The sequence below is a fragment of the Streptomyces litchfieldiae genome (assembly GCF_031845365.1).
Lineage (GTDB): Bacteria > Actinomycetota > Actinomycetes > Streptomycetales > Streptomycetaceae > Streptomyces > Streptomyces litchfieldiae.
Genome location: NZ_JAVREL010000012.1, coordinates 70522 through 91633, shown reverse-complemented (window position 1 = coordinate 91633; position 21112 = coordinate 70522). Strand labels below are relative to the sequence as shown.

The 21112-nt window shown below is 70.9% G+C and carries 22 protein-coding genes, 1 tRNA gene and 1 pseudogene; 9 read left to right on the top strand and 15 right to left on the bottom strand.

Going from position 1 to position 21112, the window contains the following annotated elements; all coding sequences use genetic code 11:
* Window positions 1-37 precede the first annotated feature (37 nt).
* The 6 genes from RM590_RS20565 to RM590_RS20540 form a co-directional block, all read right to left on the bottom strand.
* Window positions 38-1132, bottom strand: a complete 1095-nt coding sequence (locus RM590_RS20565) for a PP2C family protein-serine/threonine phosphatase (protein ID WP_311706115.1) — start codon at window positions 1130-1132, stop codon at window positions 38-40.
* Window positions 1133-1137: 5 nt separating this feature from the next.
* The gene (locus RM590_RS20560; RefSeq protein WP_311706114.1) at window positions 1138-1887 is read right to left on the bottom strand and encodes a peptidoglycan recognition protein family protein; all 750 of its coding nucleotides are present in this window, start codon (window positions 1885-1887) and stop codon (window positions 1138-1140) included.
* A 15-nt stretch (window positions 1888-1902) separates the two neighbouring features.
* Window positions 1903-2547: an NADPH-dependent F420 reductase gene (locus RM590_RS20555; protein ID WP_311706113.1), complete on the bottom strand. Its 645-nt coding sequence runs from the start codon at window positions 2545-2547 to the stop codon at window positions 1903-1905.
* Window positions 2548-2611: 64 nt separating this feature from the next.
* Window positions 2612-3601: an LCP family protein gene (locus RM590_RS20550; RefSeq protein WP_311706112.1), complete on the bottom strand. Its 990-nt coding sequence runs from the start codon at window positions 3599-3601 to the stop codon at window positions 2612-2614.
* A 71-nt stretch (window positions 3602-3672) separates the two neighbouring features.
* Complete coding sequence (locus tag RM590_RS20545) at window positions 3673-5163, bottom strand: DHA2 family efflux MFS transporter permease subunit (RefSeq protein ID WP_311706111.1); 1491 nt, start codon at window positions 5161-5163, stop codon at window positions 3673-3675.
* Window positions 5160-5792 carry an NADPH-dependent FMN reductase gene (locus tag RM590_RS20540; RefSeq protein ID WP_311706110.1) on the bottom strand — a complete coding sequence of 211 codons (633 nt, stop codon included), beginning with the start codon at window positions 5790-5792 and terminating at the stop codon, window positions 5160-5162. Before RM590_RS20540 ends, RM590_RS20545 begins: the two co-directional genes overlap by 4 nt.
* 221 nt (window positions 5793-6013) lie before the next feature.
* Here RM590_RS20540 and RM590_RS20535 point away from each other — a divergent pair, with 221 nt between their 5' ends.
* Window positions 6014-8170, top strand: coding sequence for a (Fe-S)-binding protein (locus RM590_RS20535; protein WP_311706109.1), 2157 nt, complete (start codon window positions 6014-6016; stop codon window positions 8168-8170).
* Window positions 8171-8227: 57 nt separating this feature from the next.
* Complete coding sequence (locus RM590_RS20530; RefSeq protein WP_311706108.1) at window positions 8228-8962, top strand: Yip1 family protein; 735 nt, start codon at window positions 8228-8230, stop codon at window positions 8960-8962.
* Here RM590_RS20530 and RM590_RS20525 read toward each other — a convergent pair.
* Complete coding sequence (locus tag RM590_RS20525) at window positions 8959-9381, bottom strand: DUF3574 domain-containing protein (protein ID WP_311706249.1); 423 nt, start codon at window positions 9379-9381, stop codon at window positions 8959-8961. The two genes, RM590_RS20530 and RM590_RS20525, sit on opposite strands and share 4 nt — an antisense overlap.
* Window positions 9382-9420: 39 nt before the next feature.
* Between RM590_RS20525 and dcd the strand changes: the two genes are divergently transcribed.
* From dcd to RM590_RS20500, 4 genes are all read left to right on the top strand, one after another.
* Window positions 9421-9996, top strand: a complete 576-nt coding sequence (gene dcd / locus RM590_RS20520; protein WP_311706107.1) for a dCTP deaminase — start codon at window positions 9421-9423, stop codon at window positions 9994-9996.
* Between the two features lie 290 nt (window positions 9997-10286).
* Window positions 10287-10360 (top strand) — tRNA-Gly (locus tag RM590_RS20510).
* A 579-nt stretch (window positions 10361-10939) separates the two neighbouring features.
* Window positions 10940-11317: a DUF6247 family protein gene (locus tag RM590_RS20505; protein WP_311706105.1), complete on the top strand. Its 378-nt coding sequence runs from the start codon at window positions 10940-10942 to the stop codon at window positions 11315-11317.
* Window positions 11314-11604 carry a hypothetical protein gene (locus RM590_RS20500; RefSeq protein WP_311706104.1) on the top strand — a complete coding sequence of 97 codons (291 nt, stop codon included), beginning with the start codon at window positions 11314-11316 and terminating at the stop codon, window positions 11602-11604. The genes RM590_RS20505 and RM590_RS20500 overlap by 4 nt, the downstream gene beginning before the upstream one ends.
* Window positions 11605-11873: 269 nt before the next feature.
* Here RM590_RS20500 and RM590_RS20495 read toward each other — a convergent pair whose 3' ends face one another.
* The gene (locus RM590_RS20495) at window positions 11874-12197 is read right to left on the bottom strand and encodes a helix-turn-helix domain-containing protein (RefSeq protein ID WP_311706103.1); all 324 of its coding nucleotides are present in this window, start codon (window positions 12195-12197) and stop codon (window positions 11874-11876) included.
* Window positions 12197-12550 (bottom strand): type II toxin-antitoxin system RelE/ParE family toxin, encoded by a 354-nt coding sequence (locus RM590_RS20490; protein WP_311706102.1) that lies wholly within the window; start codon window positions 12548-12550, stop codon window positions 12197-12199. Before RM590_RS20490 ends, RM590_RS20495 begins: the two co-directional genes overlap by 1 nt.
* Before the next feature lie 792 nt (window positions 12551-13342).
* Between RM590_RS20490 and RM590_RS20485 the strand changes: the two genes are divergently transcribed.
* Both RM590_RS20485 and RM590_RS20480 read left to right on the top strand, forming a co-directional pair.
* Window positions 13343-13573: a FitA-like ribbon-helix-helix domain-containing protein gene (locus RM590_RS20485; RefSeq protein WP_311706101.1), complete on the top strand. Its 231-nt coding sequence runs from the start codon at window positions 13343-13345 to the stop codon at window positions 13571-13573.
* A complete protein-coding gene (locus RM590_RS20480) occupies window positions 13570-13995 on the top strand; it encodes a type II toxin-antitoxin system VapC family toxin (protein WP_394813913.1) in 426 nt (141 codons plus the stop codon). The genes RM590_RS20485 and RM590_RS20480 overlap by 4 nt, the downstream gene beginning before the upstream one ends.
* Window positions 13996-14710: 715 nt before the next feature.
* Here the strand turns inward: RM590_RS20480 and RM590_RS20475 are convergent.
* From RM590_RS20475 to RM590_RS20450, 6 genes and pseudogenes are all read right to left on the bottom strand, one after another.
* The gene (locus RM590_RS20475; RefSeq protein ID WP_311706099.1) at window positions 14711-15352 is read right to left on the bottom strand and encodes an ABC transporter; all 642 of its coding nucleotides are present in this window, start codon (window positions 15350-15352) and stop codon (window positions 14711-14713) included.
* On the bottom strand, window positions 15349-16860 hold the full coding sequence (locus RM590_RS20470; RefSeq protein ID WP_311706098.1) for an ABC transporter permease: 1512 nt from the start codon (window positions 16858-16860) through the stop codon (window positions 15349-15351). The genes RM590_RS20475 and RM590_RS20470 overlap by 4 nt, the downstream gene beginning before the upstream one ends.
* Window positions 16857-17717, bottom strand: coding sequence for an ABC transporter ATP-binding protein (locus tag RM590_RS20465; RefSeq protein WP_311706097.1), 861 nt, complete (start codon window positions 17715-17717; stop codon window positions 16857-16859). The genes RM590_RS20470 and RM590_RS20465 overlap by 4 nt, the downstream gene beginning before the upstream one ends.
* Window positions 17714-18559: a cupin domain-containing protein gene (locus tag RM590_RS20460; protein ID WP_311706096.1), complete on the bottom strand. Its 846-nt coding sequence runs from the start codon at window positions 18557-18559 to the stop codon at window positions 17714-17716. Before RM590_RS20460 ends, RM590_RS20465 begins: the two co-directional genes overlap by 4 nt.
* A complete protein-coding gene (locus RM590_RS20455) occupies window positions 18556-19107 on the bottom strand; it encodes an RNA polymerase sigma factor (RefSeq protein WP_311706095.1) in 552 nt (183 codons plus the stop codon). The genes RM590_RS20460 and RM590_RS20455 overlap by 4 nt, the downstream gene beginning before the upstream one ends.
* Window positions 19108-19550: 443 nt before the next feature.
* Window positions 19551-19758, bottom strand: a pseudogene (locus RM590_RS20450) (IS5/IS1182 family transposase); the annotation flags it as partial.
* Between the two features lie 183 nt (window positions 19759-19941).
* Between RM590_RS20450 and RM590_RS20445 the strand changes: the two are divergent.
* The gene (locus RM590_RS20445) at window positions 19942-21069 is read left to right on the top strand and encodes a beta propeller repeat protein (protein WP_311706094.1); all 1128 of its coding nucleotides are present in this window, start codon (window positions 19942-19944) and stop codon (window positions 21067-21069) included.
* Window positions 21070-21112 lie beyond the last annotated feature (43 nt).

Here is a 21112-nt window from a genome sequence, read left to right as displayed (position 1 = left end):
GCCCGTCCCTCGGTCAAATGTCCTGAGCCTTGTCGGCTCAAGTTTGTGGCCTGTCGAGGCTCAAGGCCAGCAGGGCGACGTCATCGGTGATCGCACCGGCGTACTCGGTCACATCCCGCCACACGAACTCCACCAGCCCCAGAGGCGGCACCTGCCCCGGTGGCCACTCGTGGCCCAGCCGGCCGGCGAGCCGTTCCGGCAGCGGATAAAACTCCCCCGACGCGTCCCGCGCCTCGGTCACCCCGTCCGTGTAGCCGAGCAGCACGTCCCCCGCCCGCAGCGACACCGCCCGCGCCGCCGCCGGCGAGGGCTGCCCCGCCCCGAGGCCCAGCGGCGGCGCCGCATCGGCCGACAGCTCCCGCGCCTCGCCGCCGCGCACCAGCAGCGGCGGCGGATGCCCGCAGTTCACCAGCCGCACCTGCCGGGAGCCGGGCGGGAACTCCAGCAGCAGCGCCGTGGCGAACAGCTCCGACGGCTGCTCGTCCGCGTTGTTCGCCGCGTCCACGACCAGCCGCCGGTCCAGCCGGGCGGCCACCGCGCCGAGATCCGCCTCGTCCAGCACCGCCTCCCGGAACGCGCCCAGCAGCGCCGCCACCGTGGCCACCGCCGCCAGGCCGTGCCCCTGCACGTCCGCCACCAGCGCCCGCACCCCGAACGGGCTGGCCCGCAGGTCGTACAGGTCGCCGCCGACCAGCGCCCCGACCTGCGCCGCCCGGTAGAGGCCGGCGCACCGGACGTCACCGACCCGTTCCGGCAACGGCGGCAGCACGGCCCGCTGCACGGCCTCCGCCACGTTCCGCACCACCACGAGATCGCGGAGGTAGCGGCTCCGGATCCAGGAGACCAGCACCCCGCCGACCGAGATGGCGCCCACCGCGCCCAGGTCGGCGTCGTCCACGTGCGGCGGCCGGGTCGCGGGCAGCACCAGCAGCAGCAGCGCCGCCACGCCCAGCAGCGCCGTCATGCGCGGCCCGTAGATCAGCCCGGTCAGCGGCGGCAGCGCGGCGAACAGGAACGCGAGCTGCACCCACCCGGGCACCACCCACTCCACCACCCCCGTCACGATCAGCAGCACCACCGGCAACGCCCGCAGCCAGCGGGGCATCAGACCGGGGGCTGCGGGCGGCGGCATGGGCCTCAGGTGCCCGCCGCGATGCGCACCCGGGCGGCCTCGTCGCGAATGCGGGGCAGCTCGGCGTAGAGCGCGTCACCGGGGCAGTGCGTCTGCACGATGTCGCGGTGGCCGGAGATCACCGCCAGCTCGGCCGGGTCGCCCTCCGGCACCCGGCTGTCGTCGTTCGTGGAGACCAGGCGCACCTCGCCGCGCGGATCGGTGCCCGGCCGCAGCTTCCAGGCGGCGATCTCGGCGATCGCGGTCACCAGCGCCTCGGGCACCCCGCCCGCGTCGGCGAAGTCGCCGAGCGCCGCGATGCCGACGCTGTCCATGTTGAAGCCGGTGGTGTGCGCCCCCAGCACATAACGGTCCAGGCCGCCGGCCCGGCCCTCGTAGATCGTGCCGCACTTGTCGACGACGAAGTTGTAGCCCAGGTCGTCCCAGCCCATCCGGGTCACGTGGTCCGCGTGCATCGCGCGCAGCATCTCCGGGGCGTCGGCGCAGTCGTAGTCGTCGGGGTGGTTGGTGTGGTGGATGAAGACCGCCCGGGCCGCGCCGGTGTAGGTGACGTCGTCCCGGCGCAGCTCCTCGTCGGCGCCCCAGACGGCGCGGGAGACGACGGTGGGCCGGGGGGCGGCCTGCTCGACGGCGGGCAGCGGCCGGCGCGCGGGGCGCGGCGCCTCCGGCTCGGCGGTCAGCGGCGGGGCGTCCCACGTCACCACGACGGCCAGCGGCAGGACCGCGGCCCACACGGCTATTCGGCGTGACCACACGTCGGCCTCCCCGGGTCAGGGCAGGATCTTGATGGCGCTCGACCAGTTGAGGTTCAGGCGCTCCTGGACCGCCATATGGAGGAACTGGAAGCCCTCCAGCTCGCGGGCCCGGCGCAGCGGGCCGACGTCCAGCGGGCGCAGCCCGCCGCCCGTGGCCAGCTCGGCGACGGCGTTCTTGCCGGCCTCGTCGTCGCCCGCGATGAACACGTCCAGCGGCTTGCCGGCCACCTGCCCGGCCAGCAGCGCCGTCGCGAACGTCGTGTTGAACGCCTTGACCACCGGCGCCCCGGGGGCCGCGTCGGCGGCGATCTGCTCGGCGGCCGAGGTGCCGGGCGGCACGGCCAGCGAGTCGAAGGTGGTGAAGTCCACGGGGTTGCAGATGTCCACGACGACCGAGCCGGTGAGCGCCGTGCCGTACTCGGCGACCACGTCGCGGCCCTTGGGATAGGGGAGGGCCAGGACCACCAGGTCGGCGTCCTCGACGGCGATGGCGTCGGACTGCCCGACATCGCCGTCAGGCGCGGCCTGCCGCAGCTCGTCGGCCAGCGCGGCGGCCTTCTCGGGGGTCCGGTCGATCAGCCGGACGGTGTGCCCGCCGGCCAGCGCGATGGTCGCTATGCCCCGGGCCATGGCGCCCGCGCCCACGATCGTCACAATCATTTCTCCATGCCAGCACGGCCCCCGTTACGCCGCATCTCGGTCGAAAACGGCCGAGAACGGTCGCTCAGGCCGGCCGGGGCAGCGCCCGGTCCTCGCGCAGCGCGGCGAAGAACCGGCCGGCGGCCGGGGAGTCCAGCGCGAGCCGGTCCGGCTCGCCGGGGTGGGGGACCGTGGGCACCGTGTGGAACGTCAGCCCGTCGTCCGGTACCGCCTTGAGGGCGTCGGCCAGGTCCTTCAGCTCGGTCAGCGAGTCCAGCCCGGGGCTGGCGGTGATCGCGGAGGTCACGGCCCGCAGCACGGGGTAGAGCTTGGCGGGGTTGCCGAGCGTGCCCCGGTCGGTGATCCGGTCGTACACCAGGCCCAGGAACTTCTGCTGGCGCGCGAGCCTGTTCAGGTCGCTGCCGTCGCCCACATGGACCCGGGCCCGGACAAAGGCCAGCGCCTGCTCGCCGTCGAGCAGGTGCCGGCCCGCCGCCAGGTCGTACCCGACGTTCGGGTCGTGCTCGGCCTCGGCCAGCTCCACCTCCACCCCGCCGACGGCGTCCACCACCTCGGCGAAGCCCTCGAAGCCGAGCACCAGGTGCTCGTCCACCCGCAGGTCCGTCAGCCGCTCCAACGTGCGGATCGTGCAGGCCGCGCCGCCGTACTGGAACGCCCAGTTGAACTGGGCCCGCCGCGCCGGGCTCCGCTCGCCCTCCGCCGTCTCGCAGGCCGGGATGTCCACGACGATGTCGCGCGGCACGTTCACCGCCTCGGCCCGCCGACCGTCCCCGGACAGGTGCAGCAGCAGCACCGTGTCGGAGCGGGCGTTGCCCGTGCCCGAGCCGAGGTCGTGGCCGATCACCAGGATGTTCCTCGCCTCGCCCCCGGCCTCCGCCGGCCGGCCGGCCGCGTTCCGCTCCAGCGCCCGGGCGGCGGCGTGGTCGGTGCGGATGTTCCCGTCCAGCCGCTGGTACGCCCACAGCGCGGTGCCCGCGGTGAGGGCCAGGAGCACCCCGAAGGCGAGGAGCAGCCACCACAGGATCCTCTGACCGCGCGTCATCTGGCCAGCCACGACAGCACACCCTTCCGGCTCGCTTTCGCACCATCCTGCGTGGCCGGAAGGGTGTTATGAGAGGTTTGGGATTATTTGTCGACGGCTTCCTCCGATCGGACGCGGGCCGGCGCGCCAATCGGCTGACCCTTCGGCCCGGCAGACTGACCGGCCGGCCGGGCCGGCCGCCGCGCCGACACCAGCAGCGCGGGCAGCGCGGCGGCGGCCAGCGCGGCGATGCCCCAGACGTAGGTGTGCTGGAACGCGTCGGCCGCCCGCGCCTGCCCGTCGAGCTGCCCGGCCAGCACCATGGACACCATGGCGGGCCCGATGGAGCCGGCGACCTGCGAGTTGATGTTCAGCAGGGTGCTGGCGGCCGGCGCGTCGCCGGGCGCCAGCGCGCGGGTGGCCGCGGCGATGCTCGGCATCATCACCATCCCCACCCCGACGCCCGTCACCGCCAGCGCCAGGCCCAGCCGGGGATACGGCGTGCCCGTCTCGGCCTGCACGGCGAACGCGGTCAGCCCGGTGGCCGCCAGCAGCACGCCCGGCAGCACGATCAGGCGCGGCGCGACGCGGTCCACCATCCGCCCGGTGATCTGCATGGTGATCCCCGCGGCCAGCCCGAGCGGCGCGCCCAGCAGCCCGGAGGCCGTCACCGAGGTGCCGCGCACGTCCTGGAAGTACATCGGGCCCAGCAGCATCGAGCCGAAGTAGCCGGTGACGAAGAGGAAGAGCGTGGCCGCGCCGACAGCCAGCGGCCGGTGCCGCAGCAGCCGCAGGTCGATCAGCGGCTCGGCGGCGGTCAGCCCGCGCACCACGAACGCGGCGACCAGCACCGCCCCGATCAGCACGGGCCCGGCCACGCCGGGGTCGGCGAAGCCGCCCCCGCCCTCGCTGGCCCGGGTCAGCCCGAAGATCACGGCGGCCAGGCCAGGCGAGAGCATCAGCAGCCCCGGCACGTCCAGGCGCCGCCCGGGCCGCGGCCGGTCCGGCGGGAAGACCCGGCCGGCCAGCGCCACCGCGACGGCGCCGACGGGCACGTTGATGAAGAACATCCAGCGCCACGAGACCTCGTCCACCAGCCAGCCGCCCAGCACCGGGCCGGCCACCGGGCCGACCAGGATGGGCAGGCCGAGGATCGACATCAGGGTGCCCTGTTTCCCCTCGGCCGCGGCGGCCTGGAGGATGATCGCCATCCCGACCGGCATGACCATGCCGCCGCCCAGCCCCTGGAGGACGCGGAAGGCGATCAGCGTCTCGGCGTTCCAGGCCAGCCCGGCCAGCGCGGAGCCCAGGGTGAACAGCGTGAGGGCGAGCATGTAGAGGCGTTTGCTGCCGAAGCGGCCGATCGCCCAGGCGGTGGCCGGGATCACCGCGGCGAGGGCCAGCGTGTAGCCGGAGGCCACCCACTGGATGGTGGTCAGCGGCGCCCCGAACTCGCGGGCGAGCGGGCCCAGGGCGACGTTGACGATCGTGGTGTCGAGCACGGTGGTGAGCGAGCCGAGAACGATCACGGCGGCGACGCCGTACAGGCTCCTGGGCGCGGCGGTCGCGCCGGCGGCGGGCACGGGGGCGCTCATGCCGCGAAGGGGCGCGTCGAACGGGCCGCGCGCAGTGCGTCGCCCCACCACGCGAGCTGGTCGAGCATGGCCGTGGCCGCGCCCTCGGGACCGGCGGGCTCGGCCAGCCGCCCCTGGTCGTCGAACTGGTTCCACACGAGGTGGAAGCTGACCGTGTCCCGCACGGTGACGGCGTGCAGCTCGGCGAAGACGACCCGCAGGTGCTCGACGGCGCGCAGGCCGCCGGACAGGCCGCCGTAGGAGACGAAGCCGATGGGCTTGGCGTGCCATTCCTCGCGGTGCCAGTCGATGACGTTCTTGAGCCCGGCCGGGTAGCTGTGGTTGTACTCGGGTGTGATGACGACGAACGCGTCGGCGGCGTCGAGGCGCGCGGTCAGCGCCGCGCCGCCCGGGCCGGGCGCGGCCATGTGCAGCGGCAGTTCGGCGTCGCTGCCGGCCAGGTCGACGACGTCCACGGTGAGGTCCGGCCGGGCGGCGGCCCGTTCGGCGAACCAGCGCGCCACGGTCGGGCCGAACCGGCCCTCCCGGACGCTGCCGGTGATCACGGCGAGCCGCAGCGGCCGGCCGGTGGCCGCGCCGGTGGTGACGTTCGCCGCGGGGCTGACAGTGGCGGAGAGACTGGCGGGCATGGTCGGAGTCCTTGTCCGTCGGAGTGGGCCGGCCTCGCGGCCGGCGGGGACGGAACCAGACTGGGACTTGAAGTTAAGTTGAAGTCAAGTGGCGGCACATGACTCGGGTGCGCGACGCGGGATGCCCCGTTAAGTTACCGCCTAGTAGTATGGCGCTGGGCTATCTTGCTAGCCCCTGCCAGCACCTGTCCGCCCCCTGCCCGCAGGTTCGAGGAGCCACCATGCAACTCGCCGCCATCGTCGTCACGCTGGTGCTCACCGCGGTCGCGATCGCGCTGTTCGGCCGGGCCACCCTGCACCTGGTCCGCTTCCTGCGCCTGGGCCAGCCGGTCCCGGAGGGCCTGCGCACCGACGACCCCCGGCAGCGCACCCTCACCGTCGTCCGGGAATTCCTGGGCCACACCCGGATGAACCGCTGGGGCGTCGCCGGCGTCGCGCACTGGTTCGTCGCGATCGGCTTCTTCACCCTCGCCCTCACGATCGTCCAGGCGTTCGGCCAGCTCTTCCAGGCCGACTGGACGCTGCCGGTCGTCGGCGGCTTCGTGCCGTACGAGATGTACATCGAGTTCATCGCGGCCATGACGGTGCTCGGCATCGTGACGTTGATCACCATCCGGCTGCTCAGCCTGCCCTCCCGGGCCGGCCGCAAGAGCCGTTTCACCGGATCGACCTTCTGGCAGGCGTACTTCGTCGAGTACGTCATCGTCATCATCGGCGCGGCCATCCTGCTGCTGCGCGGCCTGGAGGGCGCGCAGCACCACGTGGACGGCTACGAGCCCGCGTACTTCGTGACCTACCCGCTCATCGCCGCGTTCGACGGGCTGTCCACCGGCGCCCTCCAGAACCTGGTCTACCTGGTGGCCATGATCAAGCTCGGCACCACCATGGTCTGGGCGATCACCCTCGCGCTGAACACGGACATGGGCGTCGCCTGGCACCGTTTCCTGGCCTTCCCCAACATCTGGTTCAAGCGCAACGCGGCCGGCGACACCGCGCTCGGCGCGCTGCTGCCGATGACCTCGGGCGGCAAGCCCATCGACTTCGAAGACCCTGATGAGGACGCCCAGTTCGGCGTCTCCCAGATCGAGCACTTCTCCTGGAAGGGCCTGCTCGACTTCTCCACCTGCACCGAGTGCGGACGCTGCCAGTCCCAGTGCCCCGCCTGGAACACCGGCAAGCCGCTCTCCCCCAAGCTCCTGGTCATGTCCCTGCGCGACCACGCGCACGCCACCGCCCCCTACCTGCTGGCCGGCGAGACCCCCGAGGAGGGCGCCCGCCCGCTGGTCGGCACCGCCGAGGAGGGGGGCGTCATCGACCCCGACGTGCTGTGGTCCTGCACCACCTGCGGCGCGTGCGTCGAGCAGTGCCCCGTCGACATCGAACACGTCGACCACATCGTCGACATGCGCCGCTACCAGGTCATGATCGAGTCGTCCTTCCCCAGCGAGGCCGGCACGATGCTGAAGAACCTGGAGCGCAAGGGCAACCCCTGGGGCCTGGCCAAGAAGAAGCGCCTGGAGTGGACGACCGAGGTCGACTTCGAGGTCCCGGTCGTCGGCAAGGACGTCGAGGACCTCACCGAGGTCGACTACCTCTACTGGGTCGGCTGCGCCGGCGCCCTGGAGGACCGCGCGAAGAAGACGACCAAGGCGTTCGCCGAACTGCTGCACATCGCCGGCGTGAAGTTCGCGATCATGGGCGGCGACGAGGCGTGCACCGGCGACTCCGCGCGCCGGCTGGGCAACGAGTTCCTCTTCCAGCAACTCGGCCAGCAGAACGTCGAGACGCTCAACGCCGCCTCCGCCAAGAAGATCGTCACCACCTGCCCGCACTGCTTCAACACCATCGCCAACGAATACCCCCAGCTCGGCGGCGCGTTCGAGGTCATCCACCACACCCAGTTGCTCCAGCACCTGATCGACGCCGAGCTGCTGATCCCCGTCACGCCGGTCGAGGGCCTGATCACCTACCACGACCCCTGCTACCTGGGCCGCCACAACAAGGTCTACACCCCGCCCCGCGAGATCATCGGCCGCGTCCCGGGCCTGCGGAACGAGGAGATGCACCGCCACAAGGAGCGCGGCTTCTGCTGCGGCGCCGGCGGCGCCCGCATGTGGATGGAGGAGCGGATCGGCAAGCGCGTCAACGACGAACGCGTCGACGAGGCGCTCTCCCTCGACCCGGACATCGTCTCCACCGCCTGCCCGTTCTGCCTGGTCATGCTCTCCGACTCGGTCAACGGCAAGAAGAACGCGGGCACCGCCAAGGAGGACCTGCGGGTCGTGGACGTCGCCCAGCTCCTCCTGGAGTCGGTGCGCACCCCCACCGCCCCGGCGGACGCCGAGACCGGCACCCCGGAGCCCGAACCGGCCGCCTGAGCACCCTCCGGGACGTCCCGGATACGGCGGGCCCCGGAAGGCGGTACGTTCATAGGCGTGGCCGTATTCAGAAGAAGGCGCGACGAGGAGCGGTACCCCCAGCCCTACCCGCCTCCACAGCCGTACGGGCAGCAGCCGTACCCCGGGGCCCAGCCGGCCCCGGACCCCTACGCCGCCGGGGATCCCTATGGGGCACCGGATCCCTACGCGCAGTACGGACCTGGCCCCGACGCGTCCGCGCCGCCCCCCGAGCCGCCACTGCCCTGGCGCCCGCTGCTGACCGGCGTCGTCTTCCGCCCGAGCGCCACGTTCTGGCGCATGCGGGACTACCCGATGTGGGGCCCGGCGCTGATCGTCACGTTCCTCTACGGCCTGGTCGCCGTCTTCGGACTGGACGAGACGCGCGAGTCGATACTCGACACCACGGCCTCCACCGTCGCGCCCTACCTGCTGGTCACCGGCGTGGCCATGGTGCTCGGCGCGCTCGTCCTGAGCACCGTCACGCACAACCTCGCCCGGCAGGCCGGCGGCAACGGCCTGTGGGCGCCCACCGCCGGCCTGGCCATGCTCATCATGACGCTCACGGACGTTCCCCGGCTGGCCCTGGCCATCTTCCTCGGCGGCGCCGACCCGGTCGTCCAGACCCTGGGCTGGGCCACCTGGCTGTTCGCGGGCGTGCTGTTCACCATGATGGTCAGCCGCTCCCACGAGATCGCCTGGCCCCGCGCGCTGGCCGCCTCCGCCATCCAACTCCTGGGCCTGCTCATGCTGGTGAAGCTGGGCACGTTCTAGAACGCGACCCGCACCCGGTCGTCGACCCGCGCCACGGACTCCTGGCCGAACCGCTTCAGGTACTCCGCCCGGATCTCCTCGATCTCGCGGTCGCTCTCGCCGCCGTCGCCGGCCGGGTAGTAGAGCACCAGCTCATAGCTCCGCTCCCGCTCGATCACCCCGTGCTCGTCCCGCCACTGCCCGTAGCCCTCCTGCACGGTCAGCCCGTCGGGAAAGCGCGGGGTGACGAAGTCCCCCAGGAACGACCGGAATTCGGCGTCGGTGACCGCCTCACCACCCCCCGGCCGCGCCGTGCCGAACAGCAGCCGCGTCTCCTGATACGCCGATGCGCCGGCCGCCGCCGGCTCCTCCTCCAGCGCGGCATACGCCGCGGTGCTCCCGCCGCCGGCGACGAGCAGAGCGGCCAGCAGGAAGGACATGGACCTCGTGGCCACAGCCACCTCCGGTAACCTCGGGGCGTGCTTCTGTCAGACAAGGACATCCGTACCGAAATCGACGCGGGCCGGGTACGGATCGATCCCTTCGACCCAACGATGGTCCAGCCGTCGAGTATCGACGTGCGGCTGGACCGTTACTTCCGGGTCTTCGAGAACCACCGCTACCCCCACATCGACCCCGCGGTCGAACAGCCCGACCTGACCCGCGTGATCGAGCCACCGGGCGACGAGCCGTTCATCCTGCACCCCGGGGAGTTCGTGCTGGCATCGACCTACGAGGTCATCTCCCTCCCCGAGGACCTGGCCTCCCGCCTGGAGGGCAAGAGTTCCCTGGGCCGCCTGGGCCTGCTGACCCACTCGACGGCCGGCTTCATCGACCCCGGCTTCTCGGGCCATGTCACCCTCGAGCTGTCGAACGTGGCCACGCTCCCGATCAAGCTCTGGCCCGGCATGAAGATCGGCCAGCTCTGCCTCTTCCGCCTGACCTCCCCCGCGGAACGCCCCTACGGCTCAGCGGGAGTCGGCTCCCGCTACCAGGGCCAACGCGGCCCGACCCCCTCGCGCTCCTACCTCAACTTCCACCGCACCACGATCTGACCCCACCGGCACGGCACTCCGCAGCCGAGCACACCGAGGACACCGCAACAACCGCCCGGGCCCGATACGCTCACTCCCGAGCTGCTGCATGGGAAACCGCGACGTGGTGAAGACATGACCTTCGGCACAGCGGACGGTGGTGGTCAACGCTTTCCTCTCCCTTGCCACTTGACGACGATCGCCACATTAAGGGATGAAGCCGACACACCCCGGGGCGGCACTCCGACGTGTACCGCGAGGTCCCCGATGGGGTAGGGTATGCACACAGAACGGCCACCCGGCCGCTCAGCGCGGGCGTAGTTTAATGGTAGAACATGAGCTTCCCAAGCTCAGAGCGCGAGTTCGATTCTCGTCGCCCGCTCCAACGGTTAAGGCCCAGGTCAGGGACATGATCCCCAACCTGGGCCGTTGTGTTGTCGACATTGGTCAGAGGCGTCGCGTGCCAGAGTCAACGCCACGCTTTGAGGGTGTCCTCAGTCAGTCGGCAGCCAGTATCACCATCACAACGAGAGCAATTGCCCCGACCAACCACAGTGGCAACCCCGTCTTGGTGAAGCGACCTTGACGGTCCCGAGGGGGCAGTCGTCTCTTCGCCATGTGCCTCCCCTCCGCGTCAACGGGTACGTCTCCGAGAGTGACTGCGGCGCCGTTGACGGACAAGGACGCGAACCAGCCGTGACATGGACCCCGAGGTCGGCCGTACTGCGCTGTCCGCATTACGGACCGCACGTAAACGCCTCCAGGGCGGAGGTCATCTCTCGGCCCGCAGGGGGACGCAGAGAGACCCCCTGGCCCCCGAGGGGGGTAGGCAACCACTGCTACCTTCACTCCATATACGGTGACCGATCCGACCGTCTCGGCTACTCACCGTGTCGCTTGAGTTTCCCGCTATCGTCAGACCTGGTGACGGACCGCCGAGAGCCAAAGACAAGGAGGCACCCGCGTGACGACCGCATCTGACTCCTCAGCCGCCGTTCCCCCGACCCCACAGCCTGCCAGCACGCCCGAGGACCTGCGTGCGGCTCTCTCACTGGTGGCGCCGAGGGCTCTGCCCACGTTCGACGCCGAACGTGCCGTCGCGCTTCAGGAAGCTCGCAAGCAGGTGAGCGCGGCCCCCATGCGCCGCTTCGTGGGTCAGTGGGCCCTGTACGTCGCGGTCGAGCGTCACGCCGATCGCGCGGCACGTCTGCGGGTGTTGGAGGCGCGTGCCGCCGAGACCGACGACCTGACCGAGGCCCGTGCCATTGCTGCCGAGATCGGCAGCATCATCGACACAGCCGTTGCCGAGGCCGGTATTCAGCGCGGGCAGAGCGCCCTGTGAGCGACAAGGAACAGTGGCGGTGGGAGTACGACCCCGACGCCGAGCACGTCAACTCGGGCCTGCCCTCACATATCGTCACCGAGGTCGAGCGCCTGGCTGATGAACTGGTGGCCCTCGCCGAGGTCGGTGTCGACGTCACCGACCTCGGCACAGGCCCGAGCCACGGCGGCCCTGGTGGGCTTCGCCGTATCCCGCTTCTCGCGGACGGCTGGTTCTTCGCCCTTCCCGTGCCCCGGATCAAACTCATCGCCATCGTCCGAATCATCCCGCCGTTCGCCGATCTCTGACTGGCGCGATTGCCAACTCGGCAACCCGCCCTCGTGCCAGATGCGTGCCAGAACGGGAGGGGAACCACGGTCAACAACGGACACGCCAGAGCCTCTGGGGCGCCCGGCCGAGGTGACATTCACGCTGCTCAGGCACCGCATCGAGGTCATTTGGCACGGTGATTCCCAAGCTCAGAGCGCGAGTTCGATTCTCGTCGCCCGCTCCAGCATGAACCCCCCAGGTCGGCGACCTGGGGGGTTGTTCGTTGATGAGTCGGTGTGTGCGATGTTCAGGCCGCGCGCGGGGTGAAGGTGATGCGGGAGTCTTCTGCTGTGAGTGCCACGTTCAGTGAGCCGTCCAGGGCCTTGGCGAGGCGGCGCAGCAGCGGAAGTGTCGGCACGGTGTCTCCACCCTCGATGCGCGAGATCTGCGGCTGCGTCATCGCCGCGCGCTCGGCCAGCTCGGTCTGGGAGAGGCCAAGTTCGACACGGCGGTCGTAGATCGCCTGGCCGAGGTCGCCGGCGAGGCGGGCGTCGATGTACTCCTGGTCATACTCCACGGTTTCACCGAGAAGCTGCTTGGTGCGACGCGTCTTCCACTGGCTGTGGTTCATCACGCCTCCTTGACGCGGTCGTAGGTGTGCTGGGCCGGGCCATGCTCGGCCTCGCAGGCTTTCTGGGCCTGGTGAGCTCGTTCGATCTCTGCGGCTTCATGCATCCTGGTCTTGCGGAAAACGGTAAGCAGCACGATCCGCCGACCCGGGGCGAGCCAGTAGGTGATCCGGACGGCATCGCCGTCAAGCGCCATCCGCAGTTCACGCAGCTTGCCACCCAGGTGCCGCGAATACGGCTCACCGAGCGTTGTGGGCTCGGCCAGAAGTCGGTCCGCCTTGTCCTCGACACGACGGTAGAGACGGAACGGGAGCAGCTCCAGCCAATCCCGCACCTCGGGCTCGACCTCGATCACGTACCGCCCCCTTCATGCACTCAACGGTATATGCAATTGACTACATACCGCAAGGTCATCCACGACAACGGGCGAGCTCCGCGACCTCAACAGCCCCGGAAAACAGCGCCGACGACACACGGCCCAGCTGGTCCGCGCCAGCGCCCGGCAGTAGCCGTGGCGCCGCTCACAGCGCCCCGCCCTCCCGATTCTCCGATGTCAGGCAGCCTGCGTGAGTGCGGGTGGCGCGAGGGCTGGGCGTTGAAATGCACTAATTGCCCGCCTCGCGCCACTGTCGCACCAGTAGAGGTGGCAAAACACGGACAACCGGGGCACACGACGACGGCGCCCGATGGTCGCGCCCCTCACCACCACTGCAAGCGGCTGACCCGCGCGGACCCATTCGAAGCGCCGGTGATTCCCAAGCTCAGAGCGCGAGTTCGATTCTCGTTTCGCCCGCTCCAAGAGTTGAAGCCCAGGTCAGGGACATGATCCCCCACCTGGGCCGCTGTGTTGCCCAGACCGATCCCCGGGTCTTACACCGGAAGCGACCGGACCCGGCCCGGCGAGTTCCTACCGCTCGGTGGCCGGCCGAGCGTCAGGCGCGGCTGCGATCTCCCGCTGGCACTCAGGACCAGAAGGCTGATCGGCCGGCCAGCGGGATGGCGGGCGAGAGCGGCGGCATTGCGGACTGGTCCCAAGACGACCGCCCAGACGCGGAGTCTCGTGGCCCAAGCCAGGCACAGGGGCAGAGCCCAGGGCATGCACCCTCGTTTGACTGCACTATGACTGCATTGACGCTAGAATGCAGTCATGACTGCCTTCACCATCAGAGAAGTACCCGACGACATCGCCTCCCGCCTGAAGATCCGCGCCGCTGAAGCCGGCCAGTCCCTCCAGGCCTACCTCCTTGCCCTCGTCACACGGGAAGCCACCCAGCCCACCCTTGCCGAGATCGCGCAGCGCGCCGAGCAGTACGCGGCCAGTGAGGTCGACAACAATGATGTGCTCGCGCTCATCGACGAAGGACGAACCGCACGTTGATCGTCATTGACTGCTCAGCCGTCATCATGTTCCTCACCGACAGCGGGGCCATCGGCCAGCAGGTCCGCGCCCGCGTCGCCCGGGAAGACACCCTGCACGCTCCCCACCTCCTGGACACCGAAGTCGTATCCGCGCTCCTCGGCATGGCACGCGGCACAAGAAGCGGCATCCCCAAACTCGACAAAGCTGTTCTGGACGAGAACATCAAGACATACAGCGCCCTGCGCATCGACCGTCATGAGGCAATGCCCCTGTTGCCACGCGTCCGGGTCCTGCACGCCAACCTGTCCGCCTATGACGCCACCTACGTCGCCCTCGCCGAGACCCTCGGCGTCCCCTTCATCACCACGGACGCCAGAATCAAGCGCGGCATCCGGAAGCCGCGATGCGCGATCGAGGTCATCGGCGTCGAGAAGAACTGACCTGACTGCTCGCAGAGTCGTGTCACCGTCCGCAGGACGACGCCTTGGTGCCGTCATCGCGGGCCCGTGGGTCGAGGCGGCCAAGGTGAAAGGGCCCGCTCTCCGGCACGTCCGGCAAGCGCAGCGCCATGCCCGGTGCGTGCCGTCAGGGCGGCCGGTCACGATCAACAGCGGTTCCCAGCCGTGGGCCAATCAGTCGCCGAAGTCGGCGTTTCACCAGGTCAGCGGCCCAATGACCTCCGGAAGCTCAGTGATTCCCAAGCTCAGAGCGCGAGTTCGATTCTCGTCGCCCGCTCCAGTAGTGAAGGCCCAGGTCAGGGACATGATCCCCAACCTGGGCCGTTGTGCTGACCAGGCATCGGGCGGTCTTGAAAATGCTGTGTTCCTCGGAGTCTGACGCATGCCGTGCGACGACGCGGTGGTCGGCGTCATCGTGCAGCACGACCAAGCCGCGGCCGCCGCATCCGGGTGGAGGTCCGTGAGCATCTCCAGGATCTCGCCGTACTCGCGGGCTCGCTCGAAGCCGCGCGTCGGTGCTGCTCGGCGTAGAAGTGGAGAGCGAGATTGACCGCCTCCTTCTTCGTTCTCGCCTTGGGGAGCTCCATGCATCACCGACATCAGCGGTGGCCGCCGCGCCCAGGTGACTCGGCAAGACGGGCGGGAGGGGCGGCCCGCCGCGGTCGCGGTCACCGGCGGCCGAACTGCGCAGAAGCCCTCAGCGCCACCTGGGACGCCGTGGTTCCCGGCCGCAGGCGGCCCAGGCCGTGACGGCCAGGGCCAGCAGCAGCGCCCATGCCAGGTGGGCTCGTTCCCGCCCGTCGCCGCCGGCCGGTACGAACAGCGTCAGCTCGTCCGGCGGCAGTTCGGCCGCCGACACGATCAGCGCCAGGAGCGTCCCCGCGACGGCCGGTCCGGGGCTCGTCATCCCGGTGAACCGCACCGCCATCGAGGCAAGTGCGAACGCCATGGCGAACAGCGCCGCGGTCTCCAGCGTCACCGTGCCGACCGGCAGGCCAAGGCCGGCCGCTCCCGCCACCCCGAGTACGGTCACCCACCAGACGGTGGCCAGGGGCAGGACGAGTGACAGCCGCAGCACCTGCCGCACCGCGCGCGGCACCGGCAGCACCGCGGTGGTCTCCCTGGCCGGGTCGTCCAGCACGAACGCCACGCCCAGGGCTCCGCAGAGCGCCGCCATCCGCAGCAGGGTGAGCGCGGCATCGGGGCCCACGTCGGGTGCGGTCAGCCTGATGACGACGGCCAGCAGCAGCCCGAGCCCACCGGCCGCGGCCAGCAGCCTCCAGGGCAGGCTCCGGGCCTTCGGCCACAGCAGCGCCCGTTTCACCGGACCCGCCGTCATACGCAGCCCCATTCGCGGTCGGCGGCCGTCTCGGCCCGCACCGGGACGCCGAGCAGCTCGGCCGCGCGGTCGGTGGAGGTCGCCGGCGCGGTCAGCTCCGCCCAGGACGCCTCAACCCGCCGGGCCACCTGTTCCGTGGGCTCGTCGAGCAGCGCCCGGAGGACGGCGAATTCGCGGTCCGGGACGGTGACGGAGCGGACGGGAGCCAGAATCACGGCCCCGCCGCCATGGACGCGCGCCTGGGTCCTGGCGAACTCGGCCTCCCCGTCCGGGGTCGCCCGGATCGCCAGCCACATGATCACGATGCCCTGCCCGCCGCAACGCGCGCCGCGGTCGGCCTCGTCGTCCGCGACCAGCCCTCGGGCAACGCTCGCGGCGAACTCCAGCCGCCGTTCACCGCCCCATGCCGTGCTCGCCGTCACCTCGCCGGGCGGCCCGGGCGGCAGATCGTGGACGCCTGTGAGCCCGTCGAGCGCGTCGACCCGCTGTCGAACGGTGAGTTCGCGCGTCGCGGCCGGGGCGCCGGACACCGCCCTGACCTCCTCGGTGATCGCCTGCCACTCATCGATCCAGGGCGTGAAATCGGGGAACGCGCAGTACGTCGTCACGTCCCGCCGCACGCACACCTGCGCCGCGGCCGGATCGCCGGTGGCACGTGCCCTGGCCTCGACCAGCGCCTCCGACGGCCCGGCACCCTGCGCCACCGCCCCGACGAGCGTGCCCGCAAGCGCCACGAGGGCCGTGCCCCGGACGGGTCCGGAGCGTCCGCCGCTCAGCAGCGACGCGCCTGCCCCGGCCAGCAGCGCCAGGCCCACCAGGTACAGCGCATGCCAGTTCGCCGGCCGCCCCACCAGGTCGGCGGGCAGCGGCAGCTCACTCTCGTCGATGGCGATCGGCGCCAGCCAGCGCCAGCCGCTCGTCGTCACCGAGAGGCTGAGCTGGACAGTGAGGAGCACCAGCACAGCCAGTGGTCCGGCGAACGACGAGCGGACCAGCCGGCCCAGCAGCACACCGAGCACACCCAGGAGGACAACCACAAGGGGGCCCGTCACCAACTCGGCGAACGACGCGTGCCCCACCGCGCCCGGCCGCATCGCCTCCCGGGTGAACTGCCCTGCCACGATCACGGCGACGGCCAGCGCGAGCGGCAGTGTCGACAGACTGTGCGCCGTGTTCCGCTGCCACGCCGTCACCACCAGCACCCCGAACTGCGCCTCCGTGCGGTGCCGCCGGGCACGCAGCACCGCCGAGTTCGCCGCCACGAGCCCGGCGAGACCGACGAACAGTGGCCCGTACTGTGTCTCCCGGCCCACGTCCTGCAACACCGGATGGCCGACGGCCCCGGCGGCCCGCCACACCGTCAGGGCCACGTATGTCGTCATCGCGACGACGACCAGCGGGTGCGACAGCAGCCGTCGTGCCTCCGTCCGGGCCAGCGCGAGCACCGCGCGCCGCCGCCCCACCGCCGGGCGCTCGATCGACGGCACCGGCCTCTCCAGCAGCGTCATGCCGCCACCTCCGGCCGACCGCCGAGCACCAGCAGATAGCCGTCCTCCAGCGTCGGCTCGACGAGCCGGGCACCGGCCGGCGGCTCACCGAGGTTGCGGAATTCGCCCGTTCCGGTACGCCAGCCGACCAGCGCGCCCGGGTCCCGTTCCGCGCCGGACCAGACCCGGCTTTCCGCCCGCGCCACCAGTTCGGCGGGGGTTCCGTCGAACCGCACCCGCCCCCTGTCCAGAACGACCACCCGGTGGCACAGCATCGCCACGTCCTCCGTCTGATGCGTCGAAAGGAGCACGGTCCGGTTCTCCCCGGCCTCGGCGATCAGCTCGCGAAACCGCATTCGCTGCTCCGGGTCCAGGCCCACCGTCGGCTCGTCGAGCACCAGGAACCCGGGATCGCCGACCAGCGCGGCCGCCAGCGCCACCCGCTGACGCATGCCGCCGGACAGCGCTCGTATCCGTTTGCCCCGCTGCTCCGCGAGTCCGACGGCGTCCAGCACCCGCCGCACCTCCGCGTGCCGAGCCCGGCGGTCGGTCAGTTCCTTGAGGATCGCCACGTAGTCGACGAACTCGAAGGCCGTGAACCCCGGGTGGAAACCGGGCTGTTGTGGCAGATAGCCCAGCAGCCGCCGAGCCTGGACGCGCCCGTGCACCGTGCTCGGGTCCTGGCCGAGGATGGTCAGCGCGCCCCGATCGGGTGGCATCGCGGTGGCCAGGATCCGCAGCAGCGTCGTCTTGCCGGCGCCGTTGGGGCCGAGCAGGCCGGTGACGCCCCGATCGAGCCGCAGCGACACGTCGTCCAGGGCCAGCCCTCCGCGATAGCCGAGACTGAGTCCAGAGGCCGAGATGGTGGGTGTTGTCATGACAGCCTCCTGGCTGTGCCCGGGAAGGACGCGTTGAGGTGACGGCCGCTGTCGAAGCGGTCCCGCCCGGCCATGAGCGTCACGGTCGCGACCAGCGCGACGGCCAGGGCCGCCAGTTGGCCGACCCCGGTGAGGGGGAAGGGCGGGCCCTGGGTCAGCGGGCGGCAGATCAGCAGCACGGTCACCCACCCACAGCCGACGAGAACGGGCGCGGCGACCGGCCCCAGCCGGGGCATCAGCGACAGCCCCAGCGAGGTCAGGGCCAGTGCGGGCAGTGGCCAGCCGGCCATGACGACCCCCGACGTCGGCATGACCAGGCTCGCCACCATGGCGGCGGGCACCGTCGTGGCGAGCACGGCGGCCGTTCGCACCAACAGCAGCCGGAACGTGTGCAACGGGGCCACCACCGCCATCTCGTGCGTAGGGTCGAGAGCGGGTCCGAAGGAGATCGCCACCCCCGCCAGCGGCAGCAACGGCGCCGTCGACAGCAGGAGCAGCGGCGTCGCCGCACGCCCGACGACGACCCCCAGGGACAGGGTTACGACGACGGCGACAAACCAGGACGTGCGCAGTACCGGGGTCGCGGCCAGCAGCCGGGCGGTGTGGTCCGGCACCCCCGCCCGGACGAGCAGCGACTCGGCGCGGCTGCCGTGCGGGGCGTCCAGTTCGGCGTCCAAGCGCGCCCAGCCGGCGTCCAGTTCCGCTGGATCGGTGAGGGCGCGCAGTGCCGTGCGGCACTCCGCGCATCTGGCCAGATGGGCGTCCACCGACCACAGCCACGGTGGTGGGAGTTCACTCGCCGCGTACGCGCGCAGCTCGTCCTTGGACATGTGCGACGTCATGCCAGCTCCTGACGCAGTTGCCTTCGGGCGCGCATCGCCCGGGTTTTGACGGTTCCGGGCGGAACGCCGAGCAGGGCGGCGGCTTCGCGGGTGCTCAGGCCGTCGATCACCGTCGCCTGGAGAACCGCCCGCAGTTCGGGAGAGAGCCGGGCCAGCGCCCCGGCCAGGTCGCCGTGTTCGAGTCCGACCAGCACGTGGTCCTCGGCAGACGCCATCTCACCGTGGCGCAGGCGGGCCAGCGCCTGACGCAGCCGCCCGCGTGCGCCGTCACCCCGCAACGCGTCGACGAGCCGCCGCGACGCGATCCGCCACAGCCACCCGGCCACGTCGCCGTCGTGCCGGTAGCGCGCCTTGCCGCGCCACACCGCGAGAAACGTCTCCTGGACGACGTCGTCGACGAGAGCCGGATCGGCGCACCGCCCGCGCAGCCGGGCGACGAGCCATGGCGCGTACCGCCGGTACAGCTCCTCGAACGCGCGCCGATCACCGTCCGCGGCGGCCCGCAGCAGTTCCCCGTCACCGCGGCTCTCACCGCTCGTATCCGTCACGCCCCTTCATCGGACAACGGCCCTCCATCGGTTCACGGTCGGCGGAAACATGCCTCGGAGAGGACTGCGCGTGACGCGCACGGCCGCACTGGCTTGCGCAGCGTCGCCTGTCCGTCCTGGGTGAGTTCGGGCGCTCGGTTGCCGTCGCGCCGCTCCCCCCACCAGCAGAGGCGGTCAACCATGGACAACCGGGGCGCAAGACGACCGAGTCCAGGGATCGGGACCGTCAAGACCTCATGCGGCTGACCTGCGAAACGCAACCGAAGCGCCGGTGATTCCCAAGCTCAGAGCGCGAGTTCGATTCTCGTCGCCCGCTCCAACGGTTAAGGCCCAGGTCAGGGACAAGATCCCCAGCCTGGGCCGTTGTGTTGTCCAGACCTCTCCAAGTCCCTCGCACCACTTGAGAGGGCGGTATGAGAGTTGATGCCCGATTCGCTGCTTCATCTGGGGAACGAACCCGGTCTGCGCGGAGTGCGCTCCACGATCTCCACCTCGATGCTCACCTGCTGGCCGTGCGCGACGACGGCGTTCTCGTGCGCCGACGCGGCCACCGCGATCACCAGCCCCAGGACGTCAACGGCCAAGCCGCGCTTGCGGCCCGGTATTTTTCCCGGCCGCATCACGCCCCATCGTCTGCGGGGGCACACCGGCCGGCTGCCCCGCCAAGGGCGAGCGCCAGGACCACGACGACTTCTGCATGCACGTGGCGCGCGAGAACGAACACGAAGGTCCATCACATTGGCTTCCACCGCGTACAACCTGACAGCCCTGCGGCTGCATCAATAACTTCAGGAGGCTCCGTCGCCGGACGTGCCTGTGATCAGTGGAGTGTGGATGTCGAACTTGACGGTAGAGCGGATTGAAGATCGAGATCTGCCGGCTGGACGCCTGCGGTGGGCGATCGGAGCCTCGGCTCTGACGCTCGTCTGGACTGCCATGTTGGCGATACCGGCTTCGAGCGCGGCAGCGCCGAGCGTCGATCCGTACAGCTGGACCGAGACGCCGATCGGTCAGCCGGGCCTCATGATCGAGGACGTCGACGCCGCCGACGGTGTCGCCTGGGCCGTCGGGTCCGAGTCCGGCGAGCGACTGGTGGCGCTGCGACGTGACGGCGACACCTGGACCGACGCGACGCCGGACGTCTCAGGAGCCAACCTCGTGGAGGTGGCCGTCGCCGCTGCCGACGACGTCTGGGCGGTCGGCTGGGATGGTTCAGCCGACGAGGGCATGACCAGTCCGCTGGTGCTGCACTGGGACGGCACGACGTGGGCGGAGATCCCGAGTCCGGCTGAGATCGGCGCGTTCGATGACGTCGTCGTGGACGCGGAAGGCACTGTATGGGTGACTGGCTGGGCTCGGATCGGCTCCGCCGAACCCGCTGTCGTATACCAGTACGCCGACGGTGAGTGGACCGAGTACGCCGACGGTCTGGAGGGCGCGATCAATGGCAACAGCCTGACGGTGCTGGCTCCCGACGACGCGTGGCTGGCCCTCAACCCCGGCCTGGCACATTTCGACGGCACTTCCTGGACCATGGTCGAGGAGTTCCCCGCCGACGGATCGCAGATCCTGAGCGGCATCGCCGCTGTCGACGCCACCGACATCTGGGCGGCGGGTCATCAGTACACCGGGGGCGCGATCCAGCCGATCGCCTGGCACTACGACGGCTCGGAGTGGAGCGAGGTGCCGACGCCGAACGTCTCGGCACAGGTCTACGACGTGACGATCGTCGAGGGGCACCCCGTTGTCGTCGGCGAGGAACTCGATCGTGACTGGGCCTCGACCCCCCTGGTGCTCACGACCAAGGCCGGCGCCGAGCGTCCAGGACTGGTCCAGGTCGCGGGTCCGACCACGGACGCGGTTGTGTTGACAAGTGCCGACGCCGATGCCGGACGGCTTTGGGTGGCCGGCGGAAACATCGACGTATTCACCGGCTTCGCCGCCTACACGGAGCTTCCATGAAATGAATGGGCACCGCCGACCGATGTGGTGGACATCGGCCTCG